Source organism: Nocardioides sp. (assembly GCF_041600255.1).
Lineage (GTDB): Bacteria > Actinomycetota > Actinomycetes > Propionibacteriales > Nocardioidaceae > Nocardioides.
Window position 1 is genome coordinate 1 of sequence record NZ_JBFIKK010000017.1, and the last position, 25820, is coordinate 25820.

Below are 25820 nucleotides of genomic sequence, written 5' to 3' on the forward strand. Positions count from 1 at the left end.
CAACCACAACCGGCAGGTCAGCGGTCGTGCGGCAACCACAAGTGGCAGGTCAGCGGACATGCGAACGGCGCCCCTTCCCGCGTGGGGGAGGGGCGCCGTCGCCGGGGGTCCCGGTGGATCAGTAGGCGAAGATTTGGCTCGCCGAGATACCGAGGTCGAGCACTGCGCTGTAGTCGGTGAGCGTCACGCGGAGAGCGGTGACCCGCTTGCCCCAACGGTTGCCCTCGACGATGCGGGACTCGAGGATGCCCAGGCCGTCGATCGTGACCGGCTTGCCGGGCGTCGGGATCGCGATGTTGTTGCCCTCGAAGGTGATCGTGGCGATGCTGAAGCGCGGCACCGACCGGATGACCGTCTTGCCCTTGCGGTTGGTCTTGCTCTTGGTGATCACCTTGGAGGCGATCCCCTCGATCTTCAGGTCGAGCGACTTGATGCTGACCGCGCCGATGCTGGAGGCGTTGACGCCCTTCGCACGGTTCTTGCCCAGCTGCTCACCCATGTAGGAGTAGTCGATGTCGGTCGCGCCGACGATCATGTCCCGCGGCAGGAGCACCGAGGCGGAGTTGAGGTGCTTGTTCTTCACCTTGCCGTTGGTGCCGGCGCAGGGGATGGTGCGCGGACGGACGCCACCGAAGTGCAGCAGACCGTCGGCGATCTTGGCGTCGAGCGGCATCGAGGTGGAGCGGAAGACGCCACCCTTGGCCGGGCCGCTGATCACGGCACGCGCGTGGCCGAGCTGGAGGACCTGGTCCTCGCCGGTGGCGGTGACCTTCAGCTCGAGGGCCTTGACGTCGGACTCGGCGCCGCGCTTGTTCGCGTGGCCCTTCTGGATGCCCAGGCCGATGGAGCCGAGGTTCGGGATCTCGATCGGGGCCGGGACGTTGGCCAGGACGTCGACGACGGCCGTGGTGAGCTGGCCGCCGGCGTCCTCGATCGCGTCGAGGAGCGTGTTGAGCTCCTTGGGGATCGGAACGCCGTTGTCGATCAGCACGCTGACGTCGATGTCGAACTCCGGAGCCGCGAAGGACTCCTCGTGGCCGAACCCGTCCTTGGTGTGGAACGCGTTGGCGACGGTCTCGAGACCCTTGATGGTCACCAGCGGGGTGGACTCGTCACGCCCGGGGAGCGTGCCGCCGACGACCACGTCGCCGAGGACGTTGGTGGCGCGGACGCCCGAGACGCCCTTGTTCTTGTAGCTCACCGTCTTGCTGGTGGAGGTGGAGAGAGAGATCAGGGAGTTCTCGGGGGTGCTGAGGACCGAGCGGTCCTGCGAGGTACGTCCGGCCATGCGCGTGCAGCGCAGCGGAGCAACGGCATCCTTGGCGCTGAGCACCTGGGCGTTGTTCACGTAGAGCTTCGCGCCGACGGCGGTGCCCTTGTACCCGTAGTTCGTCATGGTGCGACCGTTGCCGGCCCCGGCCGACGCAACGGGTCCGGTGGCCAGAGCGCCGGCAATCACGGCGGCGGCAGTGGCAGCGGCGAGCGTGCCGCGAGCAGTCTTCCTCACTGAATTGTTCTCCCTCAGTTCGCGTCGCTGGGGCGGCGGGTTCGGAGCGGATGCTCCGACGGTGCCCTCGCCTGCCCGTGGACAGCGCTGATCTCAACGAAGCGTGACGGGGGAGGTCACGGGTCGACCAGACATTGAGAGGAAATTGTCGTTCTGGTCTGGACCAGAACAGGAGAGTTTGGTGGGGCGCATGGGACCCGGAACATGACCGGCGTCACAACGCTCGGCCGGTGTGATGGTGAGTGCCCCCGGCAGGATTCGAACCTGCGGCACCTGGTACCGGAAACCAGTGCTCTATCCCCTGAGCTACGGAGGCGTGCTCGGGACGCGGAGATCCGCGGCTCGATGCGAATCGGGACACTACCCGTCGTCACCGACTCAGAGGAAACCGGGACCCGCCGATAGGCTGACGCGGTGACTCCTGACCAGATCTCCACGACCATCGTCGACGTGCTCCAGGCCCTGGTGGCCGACGGCTCCGTGACGCTGCCCGACGGCGTCCCGACCACTGTCACCGTGGAGCGACCCCGGCAGAAGGGGCACGGCGACTACGCCACCAACGTCGCCCTGCAGCTGGGCAAGAAGGCGGGGATGAACCCGCGGGAGTTCGCAGCGCTCGTGCAGACCGGTCTGGAAGCCTCCGACGGGGTTGCCGCGGTGGAGATCGCCGGTCCCGGCTTCCTGAACATCACGGTCGCCGCCCAGGCCCAGGGCCAGGTCGCCGCGGACGTCGTCGCCGCCGGTGCGACGTACGGCGCCTCGGACGCCTTCGCCGGCGAGAAGATCAACCTGGAGTTCGTCTCGGCCAACCCCACCGGTCCGCTGCACATCGGTGCGGTTCGCTGGGCCGCGGTCGGTGACGCGCTCGGTCGCATCTTCACGATGACCGGCGCCGAGGTCACCCGCGAGTACTACTTCAACGACCACGGTGCGCAGCTGGACCGGTTCAGCTCCTCGCTGCTGGCCTGGGCGAAGGGCCGACCGGTCCCCGAGGACGGGTACGGCGGCCAGTACATCGAGGAGATCGCCAAGGACGTCGTGGCCGAGCGGCCCGAGGTGCTCGAGCTCCCCGAGGCCGAGGCGCAGGAGATCTTCCGTGTCGAGGGTGTCGAGCTGATGTTCGCCGAGATCAAGCAGAGCCTGCACGACTTCGACGTCCACTTCGACGTCTACTTCCACGAGGACAACCTGCACAAGAGCGGTGCCGTCACGCGAGCGGTCGAGCGGCTGACCGAGCTGGGCAACACCTACGAGAAGGACGGCGCGATCTGGCTCGCCACCGAGAAGTTCGGTGACGACAAGGACCGGGTGATCATCAAGTCCGACGGCAAGGGCGCCTACCTCTCCGGCGACCTGGCCTACTACCTCGACAAGCGCGAGCGCGGCTTCGACCGCTGCTTCATCATGCTCGGCGCCGACCACCACGGCTACGTCGGCCGGATGAACGCCATGTGTGCCGCCTTCGGCGACGAGCCGGGCAGGAACCTGGAGATCCTGATCGGCCAGATGGTCAACCTGCTCCGCGACGGCCAGCCTCTGCGGATGTCCAAGCGCGCCGGCACCGTCGTCACCATCGACGACCTGGTGGCCGCGATCGGCGTCGATGCCGCCCGCTACGCCCTCGCCCGCTACAGCTCGGACTCCAACATCGACCTGGACCTCGACCTCTGGGCCAAGGCGTCCAACGACAACCCCGTCTACTACGTGCAGTACGGCCACGCCCGCACCTGCCGGATGATGGAGAACGCCGCCGACCTCGGCATGTCGCTGCCGACCGGCCCCGACGGTGGCTTCGACCCGGCCCTGCTCTCGCACCCGCTCGAGGGCGAGCTGCTGCGGGCACTGGCCGAGTTCCCGCGGGTGGTCGCCGGTGCGGCGGAACTGCGCGAGCCGCACCGGGTCGCCCGCTACCTCGAGGCCACGGCCTCGGTCTTCAACAAGTGGTACGACACCCGTGAGTGCCGGATGCTGCCCCAGGGCGACGAGACCCCCGGCCCGATCAACGAGGCCCGCCTGATGCTCGTGGCCGCCACCCGGACCGTGCTCGCCAACGGGCTCGCCCTGCTCGGCGTCTCGGCGCCCGAGCGGATGTGAGGGTCGATGCGAGCGCATGAGGCCGGCTGGGCCCACGCCGAGGACGGCGCGCGTGGTCCCGCCTGGTTGCGGGAGCCCGCGGACACCAATGCCCTGGTGGAGCACCTCTGGTCCCGGACTGCGGTGAAGGTGGACGGCGCCCTGGAGATCGGGGGCGTCCGCGTCGCCGACCTGGTGGCCGAGCACGGCTCTCCGGCGTACGTCCTGGACGAGGTCGACTTCCGGGCACGCGCGGCGGCCTTCCGGGACGCCTTCGCGGCGTACGACGTCTTCTACGCCGGCAAGGCCTTCCTCTCCACCACGACCGCCCGGTGGGTCGCGGAGGAAGGGCTCTTCCTGGACGTCTGCTCGGGCGGCGAGCTGACCGTCGCCGAGCGCGCCGGGGTGGACCCGGGCCGGATCGGCTTCCACGGCAACAACAAGACCGTCGAGGAGCTGACCCGGGCCGTCGACCTCGGGGTCGGACGGATCATCGTCGACTCCTTCGCCGAGATCGAGCGGCTGGCCGCGATCGTCGCCGAGCGCGACACCACGGCCCGGCTGCTGGTGCGGGTCACCGCCGGGGTCGAGGCGCACACCCACGAGTACATCGCCACCGCGCACGAGGACCAGAAGTTCGGCTTCTCGATCACCTCCGGCGACGCCTTCGAGGCGGTACGCCGCGTGCTCGCCGCCCCGGGCCTGGAGCTGCTCGGCCTGCACTCGCACATCGGCTCGCAGATCTTCGACTCCTCGGGCTTCGAGGTCGCGGCCCGTCGGGTGCTCGCGCTGCACGCCCGGGTGCTGCGCGACCTCGCCGTCGAGATGCCCGAGATGGACCTCGGTGGCGGGTTCGGGATCGCGTACACGACCCAGGACGACCCCTCCGAGCCCGCGCAGCTCGCCGCCGAGATGACCGCCATCGTCGAGCACGAGTGCCGTGCCCTGGGCATCGCGGCCCCGCGGCTCTCGATCGAGCCCGGCCGCGCGATCGTCGGGCCGTCGATGTGCACGGTCTACGAGGTCGGCACGGTCAAGCAGGTGGCGCTCGACGGAGGTGCCGTGCGCACCTACGTCTCGGTCGACGGCGGCATGAGCGACAACATCCGCACCGCCCTCTACGACGCCGACTACTCCTGCACGCTGGCCTCCCGCGCGTCGCAGGCTCCGCCGATGCTGGCGCGGGTGGTGGGCAAGCACTGCGAGGCCGGCGACATCGTGGTCAAGGATGAGTTCCTGCCCGCCGATGTCGCGCCGGGCGACCTGATCGCGGTCCCGGGCACGGGTGCCTACTGCCGCTCGATGGCGTCCAACTACAACCACGCACTTCGGCCTCCGGTGATCGCTGTGCGGGACGGCGCGACGCGCGTCGTCGTACGACGCGAGACTGTGGACGACCTGTTGGCAACCGACGTGGGTGGAATGGCGTGAACGCGAGCATCGAGCACGAACCTCTCCGGGTGGCGGTGCTGGGCTGCGGCTCAGTGGGCTCCCAGGTGGTGCGACTTCTCCTGGAGCAGGCCGGTGACCTCACGGCCCGGGTCGGCGCACCGGTCGAGCTGGTCGGGGTGGCGGTCCGCCGCCTCGACGCGGCCCGCGAGGTCGACGTGCCGGAGGGGCTGCTGACCACCGACGCCGAGGCTCTCGTCAGTCGCGAGGACGTCGACGTGGTGGTGGAGGTGATCGGTGGCATCGAGCCGGCCCGGTCGCTGATCCTGGCCGCTCTGGACGGCGGCGCCTCGGTCGTCACGGCCAACAAGGCACTGTTGGCCGAGGACGGCCCGACGCTGTTCGAGGCGGCCGAGAAGGCCGGCCGCGACCTCTACTACGAGGCCGCCGTGGCCGGCGCGATCCCGATCCTGCGTCCGCTGCGCGAGTCCCTCGCCGGCGACAAGGTGACCCGGGTGCTGGGCATCGTCAACGGCACCACCAATTTCATCCTGGACAAGATGGACACCTCCGGCGCCGGGTTCACCGAGGCGCTCGAGGAGGCCCAGGAGCTCGGGTACGCCGAGGCCGACCCGACCGCGGATGTCGAGGGGTTCGACGCGGCCGCGAAGGCGGCCATCCTGGCCTCGCTGGCCTTCCACTCCCGGGTGACCGCCGCCGACGTGCACCGCGAGGGCATCTCCGAGGTGACCGCCCACGACATCAAGTCCGCGCGCGACATGGGTGCGGTGGTGAAGCTGCTCGCGATCTGCGAGCTGCGCGACGACGCGGTGGCGGTGCGCGTGCACCCCGCGATGATCCCGCGCTCGCACCCGCTCGCCTCGGTCCGGGAGGCCTACAACGCGGTCTTCGTCGAGTCCCAGGCCGCGGGCCAACTGATGTTCTACGGGCCGGGCGCCGGCGGCGCACCGACCGCCTCCGCCGTGCTCGGCGACCTGGTCACCGTGGCCCGCAACCGGCTCGCCGACACCCGTGGCGCCGGCGAGTCCGCGTACGCCGATCGGGCGATCCTGCCGATGGGGGAGACCACCACTCGCTACCACGTGGCGATCGACGTCCAGGATCGCGCGGGCGTGCTCGCCGCGGTGGCGACGGCCTTCGCCGACCACGGCGTCTCGATTCAGACCGTCCGCCAGGAGGGCCGCGGTGCCGACGCCCAACTCGTGGTCGTCTCCCACCAGGCGAGCGACGCCGAGCTGAGTGCGACCGTCGCCCACCTGCGCCGGATGGAGATCGTCCGCGAGGTCACCTCGGTGATGCGCGTGGAGGGTGACGCCGAATGAGCGTCGAGACCGGCCGCCGCACCCATCAGTGGCGCGGCGTCATCGAGGAGTACCGCCACCTGCTCGACATCCCCGAGGACACGCCCGCGATCACCCTGCGCGAGGGCGGCACCCCGCTGGTCCACTCCGAGTGGCTGAGCGGTCTGACCGGGGCAGAGGTGTGGCTCAAGGTCGAGGGCGACAACCCCACCGGCTCGTTCAAGGACCGCGGCATGACCGCCGCGATCTCGGTGGCCAAGCACCAGGGTGCTCGCGCCGTGGTCTGCGCCTCGACCGGCAACACCTCCGCGTCGATGGCGGCCTACGCCGCCAAGGCCGGGCTCAAGCCGCTGGTGCTCGTGCCCGAGGGCAAGATCGCGGCCGGCAAGATGGCGCAGGCGATCCTGCACGGCGCCCAGGTGATCATGGTGCGCGGCAACTTCGACGACTGCCTCGCGATCGCCAAGGGCCTGGCCGAGGAGTTCCCGGTCGCGCTGGTGAATTCGGTCAACCCGGTCCGGCTCGAGGGCCAGAAGTCGGCTGCCTTCGAGATCGTCGACTTCCTCGGCGACGCCCCCGACTTCCACCTGCTGCCGGTCGGCAACGCCGGCAACATTGCGGCGTACTGGCTGGGCTACACGCAGTACGCCGACCTCGGCCTCGCCACGCGTCGCCCGGTGATGCGGGGGTTCCAGGCCGAGGGTGCCGCGCCGTTGGTGACCGGCGAACCCTTCCCTGACCCCGAGACCAAGGCGACTGCGATCCGGATCGGCAACCCCGCATCATGGAAGCTCGCCGAGGCGGCCCGCGACGAGTCCGGCGGCCGGTTCGCGGCCGTCAGCGACGACCAGATCCTGGCCGCGCAGCGAGAGCTCGCCAGGCGTGACGGTGTGTTCGTGGAGCCGGCCTCCGCGGCCGGTGTCGCCGGGCTGCTCGCCGAGCTCCAGGCGGGGGAGTCCTACACCGACAAGACCCTGGTCGTCACCGTCACCGGACACGGACTCAAGGACACCGTCACGGCCCTGGAGGGGTTCGGGGCGATCGTGGACACCGTGGTGGACGCCGACGTCGAGGCAGCCGCCCGCGCTGCCGGACTGGCCTGAGGGCGACGCCCGGTCATGGCCCCCTTCGTCAGCGGCCCCGTGCGGGCCTCGGTTCCCGCCACCTCGGCGAACCTCGGGCCCGGTTTCGACTCGCTGGGGATCGCCCTGTCGTTGCGCGACGAGCTCGAGGCCGAGGTCGTCGAGTCGGGGCTGAGCGTCACCATCGACGGCGCCGGTTCCGAGGACGTGCCCCGCGACGAGTCGCACCTCGTGGTGCGCTCGATGCGCGCCGCCTTCGCGGAGATGCACGTCGATCCGCCCGGGTTGAGGCTGGCCTGCCACAACGTGATTCCGCACGCGCGGGGGCTGGGGTCCTCGTCCGCGGCGATCGTCGCGGGCGTCTGGCTGGCCCGGTCCCTGGTGGCGGGCGGCACGCTGGTGATGTCGGACGACGCCGCCTTCCGGTTGGCCGTTCGCCTGGAAGGTCACCCCGACAACGTCGCCCCTGCCTGGTACGGCGGGTTCGTCATCTCCGGTGAGGATCCGGACGGCCACTACGCCGTGGGCTCGGCGGTCGACCCACGGGTCTCCGTGGTCGTCTTCGTGCCACCGACGCGGGTGTCCACGGAGGTCGCCCGCGGGTTGCTGCCGGCGACGGTGCCGCACGCCGACGCCGCTGCCAATGCGGGTCGTACGGCGCTGCTGGTGGCCGCTCTGGCCGGCCAGCCCGAGCAGCTGCTGCGGGCCACGCGCGACTACCTCCACCAGGACCAACGCCGACCCGCGATGCCGGAGTCGTTGGCACTGGTCGACCGGTTGCGGGCCGACTCGGTCCCGGCCGTCGTGTCGGGCGCCGGGCCGACGGTGCTCGCCTTCGACGACGACGGGCACGCGTTGCTCGAGCGCTGCCCGCAGGGGTGGCAGGCCCATCGACTCGACGTCGACACCGACGGCGTACGACTCGCCTGAGCGAGAAACGTGCCCGGTGACACATCGCGGTTCCCGGGTGCTACCCTGAAGGTGCGTCAGACATCTCGGCGTAGCGCCAGCAGGTGACACCAGTCCCTGGGTGCGACCTCTTCCTCAAGCCCGTGCAGACCTCGTCTTGCACACCCGCGAGTCACCCTCCCTGCGGCGAGTGACGGCGGTGAGGAAGCAATGACCAGAAACCGACGGCCGCCGGGCCGACTCGGCACTGATACGTGGGAAGGACCTCACGTGACGGAAACCATCGAATCCACCTCGGATGCCTCGAAGGCGTCCACGGACGCTCCGAAGAAGCGCAGCGGTGGACTCAACTCCATGCTCATCGCCGACCTCAAGTCGATGGCGGGGGGCATGGGAATCTCGGGCGCTGGCGCCATGAAGAAGGCCCAGCTCGTCGACGCGATCAAGGCCGCGCAGAGCGGCGGCGGCGCGAAGTCGCGCACCTCCGACTCCTCGGCGGGCGAGTCCCGCAGCGAGGAGAAGTCCTCTGCCGAGTCGGGTGACTCCTCCCGCGAGCGCGGTCGGCAATCGAACCGTGACCAGGGCAAGGGCGACCAGGGCAAGGGCGAGCAGTCCAGCCAGGGCGGCAACCGTGACCAGGGCAAGGGCGAGCAGTCCAGCCAGGGCGGCAACCGCGACCAGGGCAAGGGCGAGCAGTCCAGCCAGGGCGGCAACCGCGACCAGGGCAAGCAGTCCAACCGCGACCAGAACCGCGACCAGGGTCGGCAGTCCCACCAGGGCGGCCAGAACCAGGGCGGCCAGAACCAGGGCGGCCGCGACCAGGGCGGCCGCAACGACAACTACGGCGACCAGGGTGGCGAGGGCAGCCGTCGCAACCGGCGTCGCCGGGGCCGCGACCGGGACGGTGGCGGCGGCGGCAACGACCGCGGCCGCAGCAACCGCGGTGGCGGTCAGCGCAACGAGCCCGACACCACGATCCTCGAGGACGACGTACTGGTGCCGGCTGCCGGCATCCTCGACCTCTCCGACAACTACGCCTTCGTGCGTACCAGCGGCTACCTCCCCGGCTCCGACGACGTCTACGTCGCCATGTCGATGGTCCGCAAGCTCGGCCTGCGCCGCGGCGACGCCGTCATCGGTCAGGTGCGCCAGCCCCGTGAGGGCGAGCGCAAGGAGAAGTTCAACCCGATGGTCCGGATCGAGTCGGTCAACGGCGCCGAGCCCGAGGCGGCCAAGAACCGGGTCGAGTTCCAGAAGCTGACCCCGCTCTACGCCTCCGAGCGTCTGCGTCTCGAGACCGAGCCCACCAACCTGATCGGGCGTGTCATCGACATCGCTGCTCCGATCGGCAAGGGCCAGCGCGGCCTCATCGTCTCGCCGTCCAAGGCCGGCAAGACGATGATCATGCAGTCGATCGCCAACTCGATCACGACGAACAACCCCGAGTGCCACCTGATGGTGGTGCTCGTGGACGAGCGTCCTGAGGAGGTCACCGACTTCGAGCGCTCGGTCAAGGGAGAGGTCATCTCCTCGACCTTCGACCGTCCGGCGAGCGACCACACGATCGTCGCGGAGCTCGCCATCGAGCGCGCCAAGCGACTGGTCGAGCTCGGCCACGACGTCGTCGTGCTGCTCGACGGCATCACTCGGCTGGGTCGCGCGTACAACCTCGCGGCCCCCGCCAGCGGCCGGATCCTCTCCGGTGGTGTGGACTCGGCGGCGCTCTACCCGCCCAAGCGCTTCTTCGGTGCGGCCCGCAACATCGAGAACGGCGGCTCGCTCACCATCCTCGCGACCGCCCTCATCGAGAGCGGCTCCAAGATGGACGAGGTGATCTTCGAGGAGTTCAAGGGCACCGGCAACATGGAGATCCGCCTGCGCCGCGACTTCGCGGACAAGCGCATCTTCCCGGCCATCGACGCCGTGCAGTCCGGCACGCGTCGTGAGGAGCTGCTGATGAGCAAGGAGGAGCTGGCCGTCATCTGGAAGCTCCGCCGCGTGCTCTCCGGCCTCGACGGCCAGCAGGCGCGGGAGCTGCTGCTCGAGCGACTCAAGAAGTCGGGCAGCAACATGGAGTTCCTCATGCAGGTGCAGAAGACCACCCCGATGGCAGGCGGCGGCAGCGACTGACGTCCTCGGACTCAGTGCAACGACCGAACCGGGTCGCCCCTGCGGGGGCGGCCCGGTTCGTCCTTTCTCGGGGTCGCTCGGCGCGGATGGCCTAGGCTTCGGGTCGTTCGGCCGACGGCCGGGACGCAGGACCGAGGCGATCGGAGGGGCTGGCGTGGCACGGATCGTGGTCGCGGACGACGACGTGGACATACGTGAGCTCGTGGAGTTCAAGCTCTCCCGGCTCGGCCACGACGTGGTCGCCGTCGGTGACGGTGCCGCTGCTCTCGCGGCCTGTCAGGCGCAGCGGCCGGACCTGGCCGTCCTCGACGTGATGATGCCGGGGGTCTCCGGCCTGGACGCCATCCGCGCGATGCGGGCGGACCCCGACCTGCTGGACCTCCCGGTCATCCTGCTCACGGCCCGCGCCCAGGCCTCCGACCTCGAGGTCGGCTACGACTCCGGCGCCGACGACTACATCACCAAACCGTTCAGCCCACGCCACCTCGCCGAGCGGGTCGAGGCGCTGCTGTCCCGGGGGTGAGCCCGAATTACCGCTCCCGGCTCGCGAGTGGCAGACTTGGGCGCTGGTTCCGGTTCACGCTCCCCGCAGATCGCGGCGAGCGACCCGGCGGCTGAGAGGACACCATGAAGAAGGACATCCACCCGAACTACACGCCCACCAAGGTGACCTGCACCTGTGGCGCGTCGTTCGAGACCCGCAGCACCGCTGAGTCCGGCACGATGCACGCCGACGTCTGCTCGCAGTGCCACCCGTTCTACACCGGCAAGCAGAAGATCCTCGACACCGGCGGCCGCGTCGCCCGGTTCCAGGCTCGCTACGCCAAGGCTGCCGACAAGAAGTAGCCCCGTGCTGGCGCCGGTCACCGCATGCTGCGGCGGCCGGCGCTTTGCATTTGCCCACGCCGTCCGTCTCCCGAGGAGCCCCACCATGTTCGAAGCCGTCGAGGGCTTCCTCGCCGAGCACCATGAGCTCGAGGGTCAGCTGGCTGCCCCGGAGACGCACGCCGACGCCCGACTCGCCAAGCGGCTCAACCAGCGCTACGCCCAGCTCTCCTCGCTGATCGGCGCCTGGCGTGACTGGCAGCAGCTCGGCGACGACCTCGGTGCGGCGCGGGAGCTCGCCGCGGACGACGCCTCCTTCGCAGCGGAGGCGGAGCAGCTGGTGGAGAAGCTGGCGACCGCCGAGGAGCGGCTGCGGCGGCTCCTGGTGCCCCGCGACCCGACCGACGAGAAGGACGCGATCCTCGAGGTGAAGTCGGGGGAGGGTGGCGAGGAGTCGGCGCTCTTCGCCGCCGACCTGCTCCGGATGTACACCCGGTACGCCGAGGCCCGCGGCTGGAAGGTCGAGATCCTCGATGCCACCGAGTCCGACCTCGGCGGATACAAGTCCGTGACGGTCGCGGTGAAGGCCAAGGGCACCCCCGAGCCGGGCGAGGCGCCGTTCGCACAACTGAAGTTCGAGGGGGGCGTGCACCGCGTCCAGCGGGTGCCGGTGACGGAGTCGCAGGGCCGTGTGCACACCAGCGCCGCAGGCGTCCTGGTCCTGCCGGAGGCCGAGCAGGTCGACGTCGAGGTCGACGAGAACGATCTGCGCATCGACGTCTTCCGCAGCAGCGGCCCCGGCGGCCAGAGCGTGAACACGACCGACTCCGCGGTGCGGATCACCCACGTCCCGACCGGGATCGTGGTGAGCTGCCAGAACGAGAAGAGCCAGTTGCAGAACCGCGAGCAGGCGATGCGCATCCTGCGTTCCCGGCTCCTCGCGGCGGCCCAGGAGCAGGCCGCGGCCGAGGCCAGTGAGGCGCGCCGCAGCCAGATCCGGACCGTCGATCGCTCCGAGCGGATCCGGACCTACAACTACCCGGAGAACCGCATCTCCGACCACCGCACGGGCTACAAGTCCTACAACCTCGACCAGGTGCTCGACGGAGACCTCCAGCCGGTCCTCGACTCCTGCCTCGAGGCAGACCTGCAGTCCCGGCTCGACGCCCTCGAGTCCTGATGGTCGACACCTCCGTGCCCCGGCGCGAGCTCCTCGCGCGCGCGACGACCCGGCTGGCGCAGGCGGGCGTGGCCAGCCCCGACCATGACGCCGCCGAGCTGCTCGCCCACGTCCTCGACACGACGCGGGGGCGACTGGTGCTGGTGGACCGGGTCGACCCGGCCCTGGCTTCGGTGTACGACGACCTGGTGGCGAGGCGAGCCGACCGCGTGCCGCTCCAGCACCTGACCGGGGTGGCGTTCTTCCGCCACGTGGAGCTCCAGGTGGGGCCGGGTGTCTTCGTGCCTCGCCCCGAGACCGAGCTGCTGGCCGGCTGGGCGATCGAGCAGGCCGAGCGGGTGGCTCGTGACGAAGGGCGCGCTCCTGTCCTGGTCGACCTGTGCACCGGCTCGGGGGCGATCGCGCGAGCCCTGGTCGACGAGCTCCCGGCGGCGCGAGTGCACGCGGTCGAGCTCGACGAGGCCGCGCACGCCTGGGCGGTCCGCAACCTGGCCGGGACCGGTGTCGACCTGCGCCAGGGCGACATGGCCACGGCGTTCTCCGAGCTCGCCGGCACCGTGGACGTGATCACCTGCAACCCGCCGTACATCCCGTTGGAGGCGTGGGAGTCGGTGGCGCCCGAGGCCCGCGACCACGATCCGCACCTCGCCCTCTTCTCCGGCGCCGACGGCCTCGATGCCCTGCGGGTGCTGGCGGAGCGGGCGGCCCTGCTGCTGCGGCCCGGTGGGGTGGTGGGCGCCGAGCACGCCGACGAGCAGGGGAGCGCGGCCCCCGAGGTGTTCGTCGCCTCCGGGTACTGGACCGAGTTGCGTGACCACCCGGACCTGGCCGGCCGCGCGCGCTTTCTCACTGCCCGGCTGGCGCGATGACCGTACGGTGTTCGCTGACCGCTAGATTGCGGTCGGCTTCGGACGAGCAGGAGGCAAGGACCGCGTGACGAGCGAGCGTTACCCCACCAGCACCGACGAGGAGCGGGAGACCGCGATCGAGGCGGCCAGTCTCGCCATTCAGCGCGGCGAGCTCGTGGTGCTGCCCACCGACACCGTCTACGGCGTCGCCGCGGACGCCTTCGACCCCGCCGCCGTGCGCAGCCTGCTCGCGGCCAAGGGCCGTGGGCGGGAGATGCCGCCGCCGGTGCTGGTGAGTGCTGCCGCAACGGTCGACGCCCTCGCCGTCGACATCCCCGGCTACGCCCGCGCCCTGATGGACGCCTTCTGGCCGGGGCCGTTGACGCTGGTCTGCCGCCAGCAGAGCTCGTTGCAGTGGGACCTCGGCGACACTCGCGGCACGGTGGCCGTGCGGATGCCCGATCACGAGGTCGCCCTGGAGATCCTGGACCGGACTGGCCCGCTGGCGGTGAGTTCGGCGAACCTGACCGGCATGCCGGCGGCGACCGACGCCGACCAGGCCGAGCAGATGCTGGGCGATGCCGTCGCCGCGATCGTCGACGGGGGCGAGTCGCCCGGCGCGGTGGCCTCCACCATCGTCGACGTCACCGGCGCGCAGGGTCGCGTGCTGCGCCGTGGTGCCCTCACCCTGGAGGAGCTCAACGCCGTCCTCGAGCCACTGGGTGCCACCCTGACGGACGAGGACTGACCTCGTGCGCGAGTACGTCCTGGTCTTCCTCGTCGCAGCAGCGGTGACCTACCTGCTGACCGTGGTGGCCCGGGAGATCGCGCTGCGCACCGGGGCGGTGGCCGCGGTCCGCGACCGGGACGTGCACGACGAGCCGATTCCGTACCTCGGAGGGCTGGCCATGCTCGGGGGTCTGGTCGCCGCCTACCTGGTGGCGCGCCAGCTGCCCTTCCTGAGCCTCAGCGGGCCCTTCGTCTTCCGGGACGCCGGGATCGTGCTGGTCGCCGGGGCCCTGATCTGCGCGGTGGGCGTCCTGGACGACCTCTTCGAGCTGGACGCGCTCACCAAGCTCGGGGGACAGGTGATCGCGGCGGGACTGCTGGTCTACTTCGGGATCCAGTACGTCTTCCTGCCGATGGACAACAACACCGTCTTCTCGCTGGATGCCTCCCAGGGCGCCCTGCTGACCGGGTTCGTGGTGGTGGCGACCGTCAACGCCGTGAACTTCGTCGACGGGCTCGACGGGCTGGCGGCCGGCGTCGTGGGCATCGGGGCCGTCGCCTTCTTCCTCTTCTGCTACCAGCTGGCCGCGCTCAACGGGGTCTCGCTGGCGACCACGGGTGCGCTGCTCAGCGCTGCCCTCGCGGGTGCCTGCATCGGCTTCCTGCCGCACAACTTCCACCCTGCCCGGGTCTTCATGGGCGACAGCGGGTCGATGCTGATCGGGCTGGTCCTCTCCGCGAGTGCGCTGACGCTGACCGGGCAGTTCTCCGGCACCGAGCTCAGCCAGGGTGCGGACAGCTCCTCGCCGAGCCTGCTGCCCACCCTGCTCCCGCTCTTCCTGCCGATCTCGATCCTGATCGTCCCGATGCTCGACCTCACCCTGGCCGTCGTGCGCCGCACCCGGGCCGGGCGCTCGCCGTTCGCCCCCGACAAGCAGCACCTGCACCACCGGCTGCTGGAGATCGGCCACTCCCAGCGTCGGGCGGTCTTCATCATGTGGCTCTGGGCAGGCCTGGTGGCCTTCGGCACGGTGATCCTGAGCCTCTACACCGGCCGGTGGATGTGGATCACGCTCGGCTCGATGGCGGCCGCGACCGTCCTGCTGACCTTCGTCCTGCCCATCATCCACGCCCCGCACCGACACCGGCACGAGCTCGCGCCGCCGTCCGAAGAGGGTGGTTTCGACCCGCCCGAGACCTTGTGATAGTTTTCACGAGCGCTCGGGACGCGGCTCGCCCGCCCCGCGCACGGATCGAAATGTCCCCCACAGAACGGCCGCCGAAGATGACGACCGAGTCGAAGCACGATCGCCGCGAGAGCGGCGTCGCTGTGCTCCTCGGTGCGGCCCTCGCCACGCTGGTGATCGGTCTCCTCGCCACCCTGCTCGGAGCCGTCGTCAGCGGGGGAGCGGCCGCCGCCGGTGCCCTGGTCGGGGCCCTGATCGCGCTCACCGTCTTCGCGTTCGGCTCCTTCGTCGTCAATGCCGTCGCCGGACTGCTGCCCTCCGCCGCCCTGCTGGTCGCCGTGCTGACCTATGCGCTGCAGGTACTGATGATGGGCCTGGTCTTCATCGTGATCTCCGGCTCGGGCCTGCTCGACTCCACTCTCGACCGTCGCTGGCTGGGCGGCACGATCATCGCCGGCGCTCTCGTCTGGATCTCCGCCCAGGTCGCCCTGGCGACCCGGCGCCGCATCCCGGCCTACGACCTGGGCTCCACGACGGGCTCCGGCCCGGAGGGGAGTGAACGATGACTCTCCACGACTGCTATTGTCCGGTGCGCGATGGCTGAGCGAACACCCCAGGACGCTGAGCCGGGCACCACCCCGCAGGGGGACCCTTGGCTGGCCTTCGGGTATCTCGTTGCGGGCGTCCTGCTGTACGGCGGGATTGGCCTCGCCCTCGACCGGTGGCTGAACACCTCGTTCTTCGTGGTGGTCGGCATCCTGCTGGGGGTTGGGCTCGGGATGTTCATGACCTGGCGGCGGTTCCGCGCTCCAGTGACCGAGCAGAGCAAGAACACATGAGTCGTTTGATGCCGAAGACACAGGAGACATGGTGAGTTTGATCGGGACGTCCGCCCTCGGGTCCGAGTCCTTCACGCCTCCCGGCCCCGGCGACTTCAATCTGCCGCCGATCGGGCCGGACCGGACTTTCGAGTTCCTGGGCCAGACGATGTACCTCGGCGTGACCAAGCCGATGATCCAGGTGGTTCTCGCCGGCGTCATCGTCTTCGCGTTCTTCTACTACGCCTCGCGCAAGCGGGCGATGGTGCCGGGCCGCCTCCAGTTCGTCGGGGAGGAGGCCTACGGCTTCGTGCGCAACTCGATGGGGCGCGACATCCTCGGCAGCCACGACTTCCAGCGCTTCGTGCCGTACCTGGTGACCGTCTTCTTCTTCATCCTGGTCAACAACCTCTTCGCGACGATCCCGTTCATCCAGTTCCCGACGATGTCGCGGTCCGGGATGGTCTACGGGCTCGCGCTGCTCAGCTGGGTCATCTACAACGGCGTCGGCATCCAGAAGCACGGCTTCATGGGCTACATCAAGCACCAGTCGCTGCCCTCCGGCGTCGGTGGCCCGATCCTGCTGCTCATCGTGCCGCTGGAGTTCATGTCGAACATCCTCGTGCGGCCGGTCACCCTGGCCCTGCGACTCTTCGCGAACATGTTCGCCGGGCACCTGCTGCTCATCCTCTTCGCCCTCGGTGGCGAGTACCTCGTGGCCGAGATGGCGATCCAGTACGCACCCGTCGGCATCCTCGCCTGGGTCCTCTTCATCGCGATCGCGTTCCTCGAGATCCTGATCCAGTTCCTGCAGGCGTACGTCTTCGTCCTGCTGAACGCCATGTACATCTCAGGTGCTCTGGCAGACGAGCACTGAGAGCTCCACGTAACACGCACGACCTCCGTAGCAAGAACCAATCGAAAGGATCCTCACCGTGAACGGTGACATCAACGGCTCGCTCAACATGATCGGCTACGGCCTCGCAGCCATCGGCCCCGGTGTTGGTATCGGTCTGATCTTCGCCGCCTACATCAACGGTGTTGCTCGTCAGCCGGAGGCCCAGGGCCGCCTGCAGACCATCGCCATCCTGGGCTTCGCGCTCGCCGAGGCGCTCGCGATCATCGGTATCGCCCTCGCGTTCGTTCTCAGCTGACCCGCGTCGTCCAGCTGACGTCGTCGGACCCGGATTAAGGACCTGCCCATGCAGACTTTGACACTCCTCGCGGCAGGGGAGGAGGGGCTCAACCCCCTCATCCCGCACCCGGTCGAGATCGTTCTCTCGCTCGTCGTGTTCGGGCTGCTCTTCCTCCTCGTGAAGAAGTTCGTCGCTCCCGCGTTCGAGACGACCTTCGCCGATCGAACCAAGGCGATCGAGGGAGGGTTGGCAGCCGCTGAGACCAAGCAGGCGGAGGCCGACGCCAAGCTCGCCGAGCTCGAGAAGCGGCTGGGCGACGCCCGGCACGAGGCCGCCCGGATTCGTGAGGAAGCTCGCGAGCAGGGCGCCCAGATCGTGACCGAGATGCGTGAGCAGGCCCAGGCCGAGGCTCAGCGCATCGTCGAGCACGGCAAGGCCCAGATCGAGGCCGAGCGCCAGCAGGCGGTCACCTCGCTCCGTGCCGAGGTCGGCTCGCTCGCGACCGGCCTGGCCGGTCGCATCGTCGGGGAGAGCCTGGACGACGAGGCTCGCCAGAGCCGCGTGGTCGAGCGCTTCCTCGAGGAGCTCGAAGCAGCACCGGGTGGGGTCAGCTGATGACCTTCCGGGGAACGTCCGCCGACGCCTTCGCAGCGATCTCGGAGGAGCTGAAGACCGTGGTCTCCGGCTCCGTCGATGCCGCGAAGGTGGGGGAGGACCTCTTCTCGGTCGCCGCCATCCTGCGTCGCGAGCCGAGCCTTCGACGTGTCCTCACGGACGTGTCGGTGGCCGGGGAGGCCAAGTCGGCCCTCGTCCGCGACATCCTGGCCGGCAAGATCGACGACGCCGCCCTCGGGCTGGTCGCTGACGCGGCCTCCCGTCGGTGGACCGCCGGTCGCGACCTCGGTGACGCTCTCGAGCACATCGGTGTCGAGGCGACGGTGCGTTCGGCGGGGAGCGACTCCGGTCGCCTCGCCGACGAGCTGTTCGCCGTCGGCCAGCTGGTCAAGGACACCCCCGAGCTGCGTGACGCCCTCTCCGACCCTGCGCGGTCGGACGAGGACAAGCGCGCACTCCTGCAGGGGCTCCTCGACGGCAAGGCCCTGAGCTCCACCCTCCAGCTGGCCCAGCAGTCCATCGCCGGGTCGCACCGTACGGTGGGTGTGGCGCTCAAGGCCTACCAGCAGATCGCCGCCGAGGTGTACGGCGAGGGAGTGGCCACCGTTCGTGTGGCCAAGGACCTCTCCGACTCCGAGCTCCAGCGACTGACCGACGCACTGACTCGTCAGTACGGCCGGTCGGTGCACCTGAACGTCGTGGTGTCACCGGAGGTGATCGGCGGCATGCGCGTCGAGATCGGTGACGACATCATCGACGGCACCGTCTCGGGGCGTCTTGACGATGCCCGCCGCAAGCTTGTCGGCTGACCGCCGGCCAACGCCTCAGACCTGAACCGAACCGAGCAGACTTAACAGAAGGAAGAGTGATGACGGAGCTTTCGATCCGTCCGGACGAGATCCGTGACGCGCTGCAGCGCTTCGTGTCGGACTACAAGCCCGACACCGCGAGCCGCGAAGAGGTCGGCACCGTGGCCGAGGCCGGCGACGGCATCGCCCGCGTGAGCGGCCTGCCCTCGGCCATGGCCAACGAGCTGCTCGAGTTCGAGGACGGCACGCTGGGCCTCGCCCTGAACCTCGACACCCGCGAGATCGGTGTCGTCGTCCTGGGTGACTTCGACAAGATCGAGGAGGGCCAGACGGTGCGTCGCACCGGCGAGGTCCTCTCGGTGCCCGTCGGTGACGGTTACCTCGGTCGCGTCGTCGACCCGCTCGGCAACCCGATCGACGGTCTCGGCGACATCGAGACCACCGGCCGCCGCAACCTCGAGACGCAGGCGCCCTCGGTCGTCCAGCGCAAGTCGGTGCACGAGCCCCTGGCCACCGGGATCAAGGCGATCGACGCCCTGACCCCGATCGGTCGTGGTCAGCGCCAGCTGATCATCGGTGACCGCGCCACCGGCAAGACCACGGTCGCGATCGACACGATCATCAACCAGAAGCAGTACTGGGACTCCGGTGACCCGTCGAAGCAGGTGCGCTGCATCTACGTCGCCATCGGTCAGAAGGGCTCGACCATCGCCTCCGTGCGTGGCGCCCTCGAGGAGTCCGGCGCGCTGGAGTACACCACCATCGTGGCGTCCCCGGCCTCCGACTCGGCCGGCTTCAAGTACCTCGCCCCCTACACCGGCTCGGCCATCGGCCAGCACTGGATGTACGAGGGCAAGCACGTCCTCATCGTGTTCGACGACCTGACCAAGCAGGCCGAGGCGTACCGCGCCGTGTCGCTGCTGCTGCGCCGCCCGCCGGGCCGCGAGGCGTACCCGGGCGACGTCTTCTACCTGCACTCGCGTCTGCTCGAGCGTTGCGCGAAGCTGAACGAGGAGATGGGCTCCGGCTCGATGACCGGTCTGCCGATCATCGAGACCAAGGCCAACGACGTCTCGGCGTTCATCCCGACCAACGTCATCTCGATCACCGACGGTCAGATCTTCCTGCAGTCCGACCTGTTCGCGGCCAACCAGCGTCCGGCCATCGACGTCGGTGTCTCGGTCTCCCGTGTCGGTGGCGCGGCGATGACCAAGGCGATGAAGGCCGTCACCGGTTCGCTCAAGGTCGACCTGGCGCAGTTCCGCGCCATGGAGGCGTTCGCCATGTTCGCCTCGGACCTCGACGCCGCCTCGCGTCAGCAGCTCGACCGCGGTCAGCGCCTGATGGCCCTGCTCAAGCAGCCCGCCTACTCGCCGTACCCGGTCGAGGAGATGACGGTCTCGCTGTGGCTCGGCACCTCCGGTCGCCTGGACAAGGTGCCCACCGACGACGTGCTGCGCTTCGAGACCGAGTTCCTGGACTTCCTGCGTCGCTCGCACGCCGAGACGCTCTCCACGATCCGCGAGACCCTCAAGTTCGAGGAGGGCACCGAGCAGGCGCTGGAGAAGGCCTACGACTCCTTCCTCGACCAGTTCGAGACCTCCGACGGTGGCTCGATCAAGGTCGGTCACGAGGAGTACGTCGCGCTCGAGGACGAGGACGTCGAGCAGGAGCAGATCGTCAAGCAGAAGCGGAGCTGACCCATGGCTCTCTCGCTGCGTGAGTACCGCGCGCGGATCAAGTCGACGGAGTCGATGAAGAAGATCACGCGCGCCATGGAGCTCATCGCTGCGTCCCGGATCATCAAGGCGCAGCAGCGGGCCCAGGCGGCAGCGCCGTACGCCCGTGAGCTGACCCGAGCGGTCTCGGCCGTGGCGACGTTCTCCAACGTCGAGCACGCCCTGACCACCGAGCCCGAGAACCCGCGCCGTGCCGCGATCCTGGTCGTCACCAGCGACCGCGGCCTGGCGGGGGCCTACTCCTCGAACGTGATCAAGGAGGCCGAACGCCTCGTTGAGAAGCTCAAGGAGGAGGGCAAGGAGGTCGACCTCTACATCTCCGGGCGCAAGGGCGAGGCGTACTTCCGCTTCCGCCAGCGTCCCGTCGTCCAGTCCTGGACGGGCTTCTCCGACCAGCCGTCGTACGACGTCGCGAGCGACATCGGCGCCACGCTGATCGCGGCCTTCCTCGGCGACGACGAGTCGGAGTCGCAGGAGGGTGCCCCGCAGGGCGTCGACGAGGTGCACGTGGTCTACACGCGCTTCAAGTCGATGCTGGTGCAGGAGCCGACCACGATCCGGCTGCTGCCGCTCGAGGTCGTCGAGGGCACCGAGGCTCCTTCGCCCGACGACGTGCTCCCGTTGTACGAGTTCGAGCCGTCGCCTGCCGACGTCCTCGACTCGCTGCTGCCGCGCTACGTCCAGTCCCGCATCTTCTTCGCCCACCTCCAGGCCGCGGCTTCCGAGCTCGCTGCCCGTCAGAAGGCGATGAAGTCGGCCACGGACAACGCCGACGAGCTCATCAAGAAGTACACCCGCATCGCCAACCAAGCCCGCCAGGCCGGCATTACCCAGGAAATCAGCGAGATCGTCGGTGGCGTCAACGCGCTGGCCGACGCGAACGCCGGGAATGAGTGAGAGATATGACTGCCACTGTTGAAGAGACCCAGAAGGCCTCGGGCGCGGGAAGCACCGGCCGCGTCGCGAGGGTCACCGGCCCCGTGGTCGACGTCGAGTTCCCCGTGGACGCGATGCCGGAGATGTACAACAAGCTCGAGGTCGACCTCGAGCTGAGCGGCGAGAAGAAGACCCTGATCCTCGAGGTCGCGCTGCACATCGGCGACGGCATGGTCCGGGCGATCTCGATGCAGTCCACCGACGGCCTGGTCCGCGGCGCGAGCGTCATCGACACCGGTGAGTCGATCACCGTCCCCGTCGGCGACGTCACCAAGGGCCGCGTGTTCAACGCGACCGGCGACGTGCTCAACCTCGCTCCCGGCGAGACCTTCGAGGTCAACGAGCGCTGGGGCATCCACCGCAAGGCGCCCGCCTTCGACCAGCTCGAGTCCAAGACCGAGATGTTCGAGACCGGGATCAAGGTCATCGACCTGCTCACCCCGTACGTGCAGGGCGGCAAGATCGGCCTGTTCGGTGGTGCCGGTGTCGGCAAGACCGTGCTCATCCAGGAGATGATCGCGCGTGTCGCCAAGGACCACGGTGGTGTGTCGGTGTTCGCCGGTGTCGGTGAGCGCACCCGTGAGGGCAACGACCTCATCGCCGAGATGGAGGAGGCCGGCGTTCTCGGTCAGACCGCCCTGGTCTTCGGTCAGATGGACGAGCCGCCGGGCACGCGTCTGCGCGTGGCCCTCTCGGCGCTGACGATGGCGGAGTACTTCCGCGACGTGCAGAACCAGGACGTGCTGCTCTTCATCGACAACATCTTCCGGTTCACCCAGGCGGGTTCCGAGGTCTCCACCCTGCTCGGCCGGATGCCGTCCGCGGTGGGTTACCAGCCCAACCTGGCCGACGAGATGGGTCAGCTGCAGGAGCGGATCACCTCGACGCGCGGTAACTCGATCACCTCGCTGCAGGCGATCTACGTCCCCGCCGACGACTACACCGACCCCGCTCCGGCCACGACGTTCGCCCACCTGGACGCCACCACCGAGCTGTCGCGTGACATCGCCTCGCAGGGCATCTACCCCGCCGTGGACCCGCTCACGTCGACGTCGCGGATCCTGGACGCCCAGTACATCGGGCAGGCGCACTACGACTGCGCGATCCGCGTCAAGCGGATCCTGCAGCGCAACAAGGAGCTCCAGGACATCATCGCGATCCTCGGTGTCGACGAGCTCTCCGAAGAGGACAAGATCATCGTGTCCCGTGCGCGTCGTATCCAGCGGTTCCTGTCGCAGAACACCTACGTCGCCAAGCAGTTCACCGGCATCGAGGGTTCGACGGTTCCCGTGGCCGACACCATCGAGGCGTTCAACAAGATCGCCGAGGGTGAGTACGACCACGTCGCCGAGCAGGCCTTCTTCATGTGCGGCGGGCTCGACGACGTCGAGGCCAAGTGGGCCGCGATGCAGAAGAACCTGTGATGGCCGACCAGCTGCAGGTCGAGCTCGTCGCAGCGGACCGGCTCGTGTGGTCGGGCGAGGCCAGCATGGTCATCGCCCGCACCACCGAGGGTGACGTCGGGATCCTGCCGGGTCACGCCCCGCTGCTCTCCCTCCTCGTCGAGGGCGTCGTCGACGTCCAGACGGTGGAGGGGGAGACCTGGATCGCGGCCGTCGACGCGGGCTTCCTGTCCGTGGCCGACAACCGCATCTCGATCCTGGCCGAGCGCGCTGAGATGTCGCACGAGATCGACCTGGAGAAGGCTCGTCACGAGCTGGAGCGTGCCCAGGCCGCAGGCGAGAACAACGACGAGGCGGCCGAGGCCGTCCGTCGTGCCGAGGCCCGGGTCCGCGCCGTCGAACGCGCCTCCTGACCCCCACCGATCACCGTTGGCCGTGGCCGCTAGGGTGTGCAACGTCGTGGTGGGCGCGGCGGTGACGGAGGGTTCCCGATGGCGGTCTGGCAGTGGGTGCTCGACACCGCTGGTGTACTGCTCCTCCTGGTCCTCCTCTACGGCCTCGGCCTGATCATCCGCCGACGTGCGCTCTCCCGGCACGGCGGCACCTTCGAAGTCAGCTACCGCGTCCGGTCCTCCAGGGCCGGGCGCGGTTGGCTTCTCGGCCTCGGCCGCTACTCCGGGGACCGCCTCGAGTGGTTCCGGATCTTCTCCCTCTCGCCCCGCCCCAAGCGCAGCTGGGCTCGTTCCGAGCTCTCCTACGCCGGACGCCGGGAGGTCGAGGGCGCTGAACAGATCTCGCTCTACCCCGACCACGTCGTGCTCGTCTGCGAGAGCGACGCCGGTCCCGTCGAGCTGGCCATGGGCCCCTCGTCCCTGATGGGCTTCCAGTCCTGGCTGGAGTCCGGGCCGCCCGGCTCACCACGGGTGCGGTGAGTACGGACCTCCAGGCACGCAACGCCGTCGCACTGGTCTTCGGCCTCAACGGTCTCGGCTTCGCCACGCTGGTCACCCGGATCCCCGACCTCCGGGCCCGACTCGGCCTCGACAACGGTGAACTGGGCCTGCTGCTCCTCGTCCTGGCGGCCGGATCGCTGATCGGGCTGCCCGCCAGCGGCCGGCTGATCGAGGCCACCTCTGCGCGGACCGTCGTACGACTCGGTGGCTTGGCCTCTGCCGCCGGCCTGCTGCTGGCCGGCGCGGGAGTCACCCTGGCCGCCTCGGTGCCCCTGACGGCGATCGGCCTCCTGGTCTACGGCCTGGGGAACGGGGTGTGGGACGTCGCCATGAACGTCGAGGCCGCCGAGGTGGAACGCCGGCTCCGGCGGACGATCATGCCGCGCTTCCACGCCGGCTGGAGTCTGGGCACCATCGGTGGCGCAGCCGTGGGGGTCCTCGTGCTGGCCCTGGAGCTGTCCGTGCTCCTGCACCTCGGCGTGGTCGGTGTGCTGGCGCTGGCCGGGGTGGTGCGCGCCGCGCACGCCTTCCTGCCCGTCGCCCCCGCCGCGCAGCCGCAGGTACGTCGCTCGGCGTGGCGCGAGCCCCGCACCCTGGCCCTCGGCGTGATGGTGCTCAGCTTCGCCGTCCTCGAGGGGTCGGCCAACGACTGGCTGGCGCTGGCCCTCATCGACGGGTACGGCGCCCCGCACTGGGCGGGGGTGGCCGGGTTCGGCCTGTTCGTCACCACCATGACCACGGCACGACTCGTCGGGCCGAGGCTGCTGGACCGGCACGGGCGGCGCACGGTCCTGCTCGGGACCGCGATCAGTGCCGCCGCCGGGATCGTCCTGGTCGTCCTGGGTGGGCACGTCGCGCTCGTCGTCATCGGCATCGTGCTCTGGGGGTGCGGTGCGGCGCTGGGGTTCCCCGTGGGGATGAGCGCCGCTGCCACCGACCCGGTGCGGGCGGCCGCCCGCGTCAGCGTGGTCTCCACGATCGGCTACGGGGCGTTCCTGGCGGGACCGCCCGTGCTGGGTCAGCTCGGGGACCGGGTGGGCACCCTGCCCTCACTGCTGGCCGTCGCCGCCCTGATGGGGCTGGCCGCGGTCCAGCTCGCGGTCCCGCCCACCGCGTACGCTCACCGCCGGGTTGGTTGGGCGGTTCACGCCCTCCGTTCGTTCCTCACTGCGTGCGCTCACCGCCGGGCACCCAGAGCACGTCGCCCGCGGCGCGGTTCGCGTACCGGGCCAGGATGAACAGCAGGTCGGAGAGCCGGTTCAGGTAGGTGATCGCCAGGACGTTCATCGTCTCCGCGTGCTCGGCGTGCGCCGCCCACGCCGACCGTTCGGCGCGACGGACGACGGTGCGCGCGACATGGAGCAGAGCGCCCCCCGGGGTCCCTCCGTTGAGGATGAAGGAGCGGAGGTTCGGCAGCTCCTCGTTGTACTGGTCGCACCAGCGCTCGAGCCGGTCGACGTACTCCTGCTCGATGCGCAGCGGCGGGAACTCGGGCGCCTCGACCACGGGGGTGCAGAAGTCCGCCCCCACGTCGAAGAGATCGTTCTGGATCCGGGTCAGCACGGCGACCACGTCCTCCTCGAGACCCCCGGTCGCCAGCGCCAGTCCGATCTGGGCGTTCGCCTCGTCCACGTCTGCATAGGCCTGGAGCCGCAGATCGGTCTTGGTGGTGAGGCTCATGTCGCCGAGACGGGTCTCGCCGGCATCGCCGGTGCGGGTGTAGATCCGGGTGAGGTTGACCATGGCTCGAGGGTATCTGTCTCGAATGGTGGGCCGATGGTGCAACCGAATGCCGGTGACTCGCGTCATAGTGGGTACGAGGAAGCATCACACCGGACATCCGGGCCGTCTCGGGGGCCCGGCGGGAGGGAACGCCATGGACATCAGCACTGAGGGTCCGACCCTGGTTCTGACCGGCGACTTCGACGTGCGCAGCACGTGGGAGGTGCGCAAGGCGCTGTACGCCCATCTCCAGGGGAACCGACAGGACGTCTTCGTCGACCTGTCGCGGGTGACGGCGGTGGACGTGACCGCGCTCAAGGTGCTGGCGATGGCCACCCGTGAGGCGAGCCGCTCCGGTCGGCACCTGCGGCTGCGCGGCTGCGGGCCCGCGGTGCGCCGGATGCTGCACATCTCGCGGCTGATTCGGGTCGTCGAGATCGAGCGGCAGACCGCCAACGCCTGAACCGAGTGCCCTCGGTCGGGGTCTCGGTGTCGGACATCCCACACC

General features: G+C 69.6%; 27 protein-coding genes and 1 tRNA gene. 25 read left to right on the forward strand and 3 right to left on the reverse strand.

The features are described from left to right. Positions 1-118: 118 nt before the first annotated feature. On the reverse strand, positions 119-1396 hold the full coding sequence (locus tag ABZE72_RS03675) for a hypothetical protein (RefSeq protein WP_372727662.1): 1278 nt from the start codon (positions 1394-1396) through the stop codon (positions 119-121). A gap of 354 nt (positions 1397-1750) precedes the next feature. After that, positions 1751-1823 (reverse strand) — tRNA-Arg (locus ABZE72_RS03680). Between the two features lie 98 nt (positions 1824-1921). Between ABZE72_RS03680 and argS the strand changes: the two genes are divergently transcribed. The 24 genes from argS to ABZE72_RS03800 all read left to right on the forward strand — a co-directional run bounded on the left by argS (position 1922) and on the right by ABZE72_RS03800 (position 24828). Next, positions 1922-3601 carry an arginine--tRNA ligase gene (argS, locus tag ABZE72_RS03685; RefSeq protein ID WP_372727663.1) on the forward strand — a complete coding sequence of 560 codons (1680 nt, stop codon included), beginning with the start codon at positions 1922-1924 and terminating at the stop codon, positions 3599-3601. A gap of 6 nt (positions 3602-3607) precedes the next feature. Continuing rightward, entirely contained in the window at positions 3608-5011 is a 1404-nt protein-coding gene (lysA, locus tag ABZE72_RS03690) for a diaminopimelate decarboxylase (protein ID WP_372727664.1), read from the forward strand. Continuing rightward, entirely contained in the window at positions 5008-6312 is a 1305-nt protein-coding gene (locus ABZE72_RS03695; protein ID WP_372727665.1) for a homoserine dehydrogenase, read from the forward strand. Before lysA ends, ABZE72_RS03695 begins: the two co-directional genes overlap by 4 nt. Then, a complete protein-coding gene (gene thrC / locus ABZE72_RS03700; protein WP_372727666.1) occupies positions 6309-7394 on the forward strand; it encodes a threonine synthase in 1086 nt (361 codons plus the stop codon). Before ABZE72_RS03695 ends, thrC begins: the two co-directional genes overlap by 4 nt. Positions 7395-7409: 15 nt before the next feature. Further along, positions 7410-8303 (forward strand): homoserine kinase, encoded by an 894-nt coding sequence (gene thrB, locus ABZE72_RS03705; RefSeq protein WP_372727667.1) that lies wholly within the window; start codon positions 7410-7412, stop codon positions 8301-8303. Between the two features lie 333 nt (positions 8304-8636). Further along, a complete protein-coding gene (gene rho, locus ABZE72_RS03710) occupies positions 8637-10412 on the forward strand; it encodes a transcription termination factor Rho (RefSeq protein WP_372727694.1) in 1776 nt (591 codons plus the stop codon). Positions 10413-10566: 154 nt separating this feature from the next. Then, positions 10567-10935 carry a response regulator transcription factor gene (locus ABZE72_RS03715; RefSeq protein ID WP_372727668.1) on the forward strand — a complete coding sequence of 123 codons (369 nt, stop codon included), beginning with the start codon at positions 10567-10569 and terminating at the stop codon, positions 10933-10935. Between the two features lie 104 nt (positions 10936-11039). Beyond that, complete coding sequence (rpmE, locus tag ABZE72_RS03720) at positions 11040-11258, forward strand: 50S ribosomal protein L31 (RefSeq protein WP_372727669.1); 219 nt, start codon at positions 11040-11042, stop codon at positions 11256-11258. An 85-nt stretch (positions 11259-11343) separates the two neighbouring features. Then, a complete protein-coding gene (gene prfA, locus ABZE72_RS03725) occupies positions 11344-12417 on the forward strand; it encodes a peptide chain release factor 1 (RefSeq protein ID WP_372727670.1) in 1074 nt (357 codons plus the stop codon). Further along, the gene (prmC, locus tag ABZE72_RS03730; RefSeq protein WP_372727671.1) at positions 12417-13286 is read left to right on the forward strand and encodes a peptide chain release factor N(5)-glutamine methyltransferase; all 870 of its coding nucleotides are present in this window, start codon (positions 12417-12419) and stop codon (positions 13284-13286) included. The genes prfA and prmC overlap by 1 nt, the downstream gene beginning before the upstream one ends. 64 nt (positions 13287-13350) lie before the next feature. Further along, positions 13351-14013 carry an L-threonylcarbamoyladenylate synthase gene (locus tag ABZE72_RS03735; RefSeq protein WP_372727672.1) on the forward strand — a complete coding sequence of 221 codons (663 nt, stop codon included), beginning with the start codon at positions 13351-13353 and terminating at the stop codon, positions 14011-14013. A gap of 4 nt (positions 14014-14017) precedes the next feature. Then, the gene (locus ABZE72_RS03740) at positions 14018-15199 is read left to right on the forward strand and encodes a glycosyltransferase family 4 protein (protein WP_372727673.1); all 1182 of its coding nucleotides are present in this window, start codon (positions 14018-14020) and stop codon (positions 15197-15199) included. A gap of 53 nt (positions 15200-15252) precedes the next feature. After that, the gene (locus ABZE72_RS03745) at positions 15253-15747 is read left to right on the forward strand and encodes a hypothetical protein (RefSeq protein ID WP_372727674.1); all 495 of its coding nucleotides are present in this window, start codon (positions 15253-15255) and stop codon (positions 15745-15747) included. 30 nt (positions 15748-15777) lie between these two features. Further along, a complete protein-coding gene (locus ABZE72_RS03750; protein ID WP_372727675.1) occupies positions 15778-16020 on the forward strand; it encodes an AtpZ/AtpI family protein in 243 nt (80 codons plus the stop codon). A gap of 28 nt (positions 16021-16048) precedes the next feature. Further along, a complete protein-coding gene (gene atpB / locus ABZE72_RS03755; RefSeq protein ID WP_372727676.1) occupies positions 16049-16876 on the forward strand; it encodes a F0F1 ATP synthase subunit A in 828 nt (275 codons plus the stop codon). 88 nt (positions 16877-16964) lie between these two features. Continuing rightward, on the forward strand, positions 16965-17153 hold the full coding sequence (gene atpE, locus ABZE72_RS03760; protein WP_372727695.1) for an ATP synthase F0 subunit C: 189 nt from the start codon (positions 16965-16967) through the stop codon (positions 17151-17153). 48 nt (positions 17154-17201) lie between these two features. Further along, complete coding sequence (locus ABZE72_RS03765; RefSeq protein WP_372727677.1) at positions 17202-17750, forward strand: F0F1 ATP synthase subunit B; 549 nt, start codon at positions 17202-17204, stop codon at positions 17748-17750. Continuing rightward, complete coding sequence (locus tag ABZE72_RS03770; protein ID WP_372727678.1) at positions 17750-18559, forward strand: F0F1 ATP synthase subunit delta; 810 nt, start codon at positions 17750-17752, stop codon at positions 18557-18559. The genes ABZE72_RS03765 and ABZE72_RS03770 overlap by 1 nt, the downstream gene beginning before the upstream one ends. 59 nt (positions 18560-18618) lie before the next feature. Continuing rightward, positions 18619-20259 carry a F0F1 ATP synthase subunit alpha gene (gene atpA, locus ABZE72_RS03775; protein WP_372727679.1) on the forward strand — a complete coding sequence of 547 codons (1641 nt, stop codon included), beginning with the start codon at positions 18619-18621 and terminating at the stop codon, positions 20257-20259. A 3-nt stretch (positions 20260-20262) separates the two neighbouring features. Then, positions 20263-21195, forward strand: coding sequence for a F0F1 ATP synthase subunit gamma (locus ABZE72_RS03780; RefSeq protein WP_372727680.1), 933 nt, complete (start codon positions 20263-20265; stop codon positions 21193-21195). Positions 21196-21200: 5 nt separating this feature from the next. After that, positions 21201-22658 (forward strand): F0F1 ATP synthase subunit beta, encoded by a 1458-nt coding sequence (gene atpD, locus ABZE72_RS03785; protein WP_372727681.1) that lies wholly within the window; start codon positions 21201-21203, stop codon positions 22656-22658. Beyond that, positions 22658-23050, forward strand: a complete 393-nt coding sequence (locus tag ABZE72_RS03790; protein ID WP_372727682.1) for a F0F1 ATP synthase subunit epsilon — start codon at positions 22658-22660, stop codon at positions 23048-23050. Before atpD ends, ABZE72_RS03790 begins: the two co-directional genes overlap by 1 nt. A 78-nt stretch (positions 23051-23128) precedes the next feature. Continuing rightward, positions 23129-23569 (forward strand): DUF2550 domain-containing protein, encoded by a 441-nt coding sequence (locus ABZE72_RS03795; RefSeq protein ID WP_372727683.1) that lies wholly within the window; start codon positions 23129-23131, stop codon positions 23567-23569. Then, positions 23566-24828 (forward strand): MFS transporter, encoded by a 1263-nt coding sequence (locus tag ABZE72_RS03800; protein WP_372727684.1) that lies wholly within the window; start codon positions 23566-23568, stop codon positions 24826-24828. Before ABZE72_RS03795 ends, ABZE72_RS03800 begins: the two co-directional genes overlap by 4 nt. Here ABZE72_RS03800 and ABZE72_RS03805 read toward each other — a convergent pair. After that, a complete protein-coding gene (locus tag ABZE72_RS03805) occupies positions 24755-25333 on the reverse strand; it encodes a cob(I)yrinic acid a,c-diamide adenosyltransferase (protein WP_372727685.1) in 579 nt (192 codons plus the stop codon). The two genes, ABZE72_RS03800 and ABZE72_RS03805, sit on opposite strands and share 74 nt — an antisense overlap. Positions 25334-25466: 133 nt before the next feature. On the opposite strand from ABZE72_RS03805, the gene ABZE72_RS03810 reads away from it, so the two are divergent. Next, positions 25467-25775: an STAS domain-containing protein gene (locus ABZE72_RS03810; protein ID WP_372727686.1), complete on the forward strand. Its 309-nt coding sequence runs from the start codon at positions 25467-25469 to the stop codon at positions 25773-25775. Positions 25776-25820 lie beyond the last annotated feature (45 nt).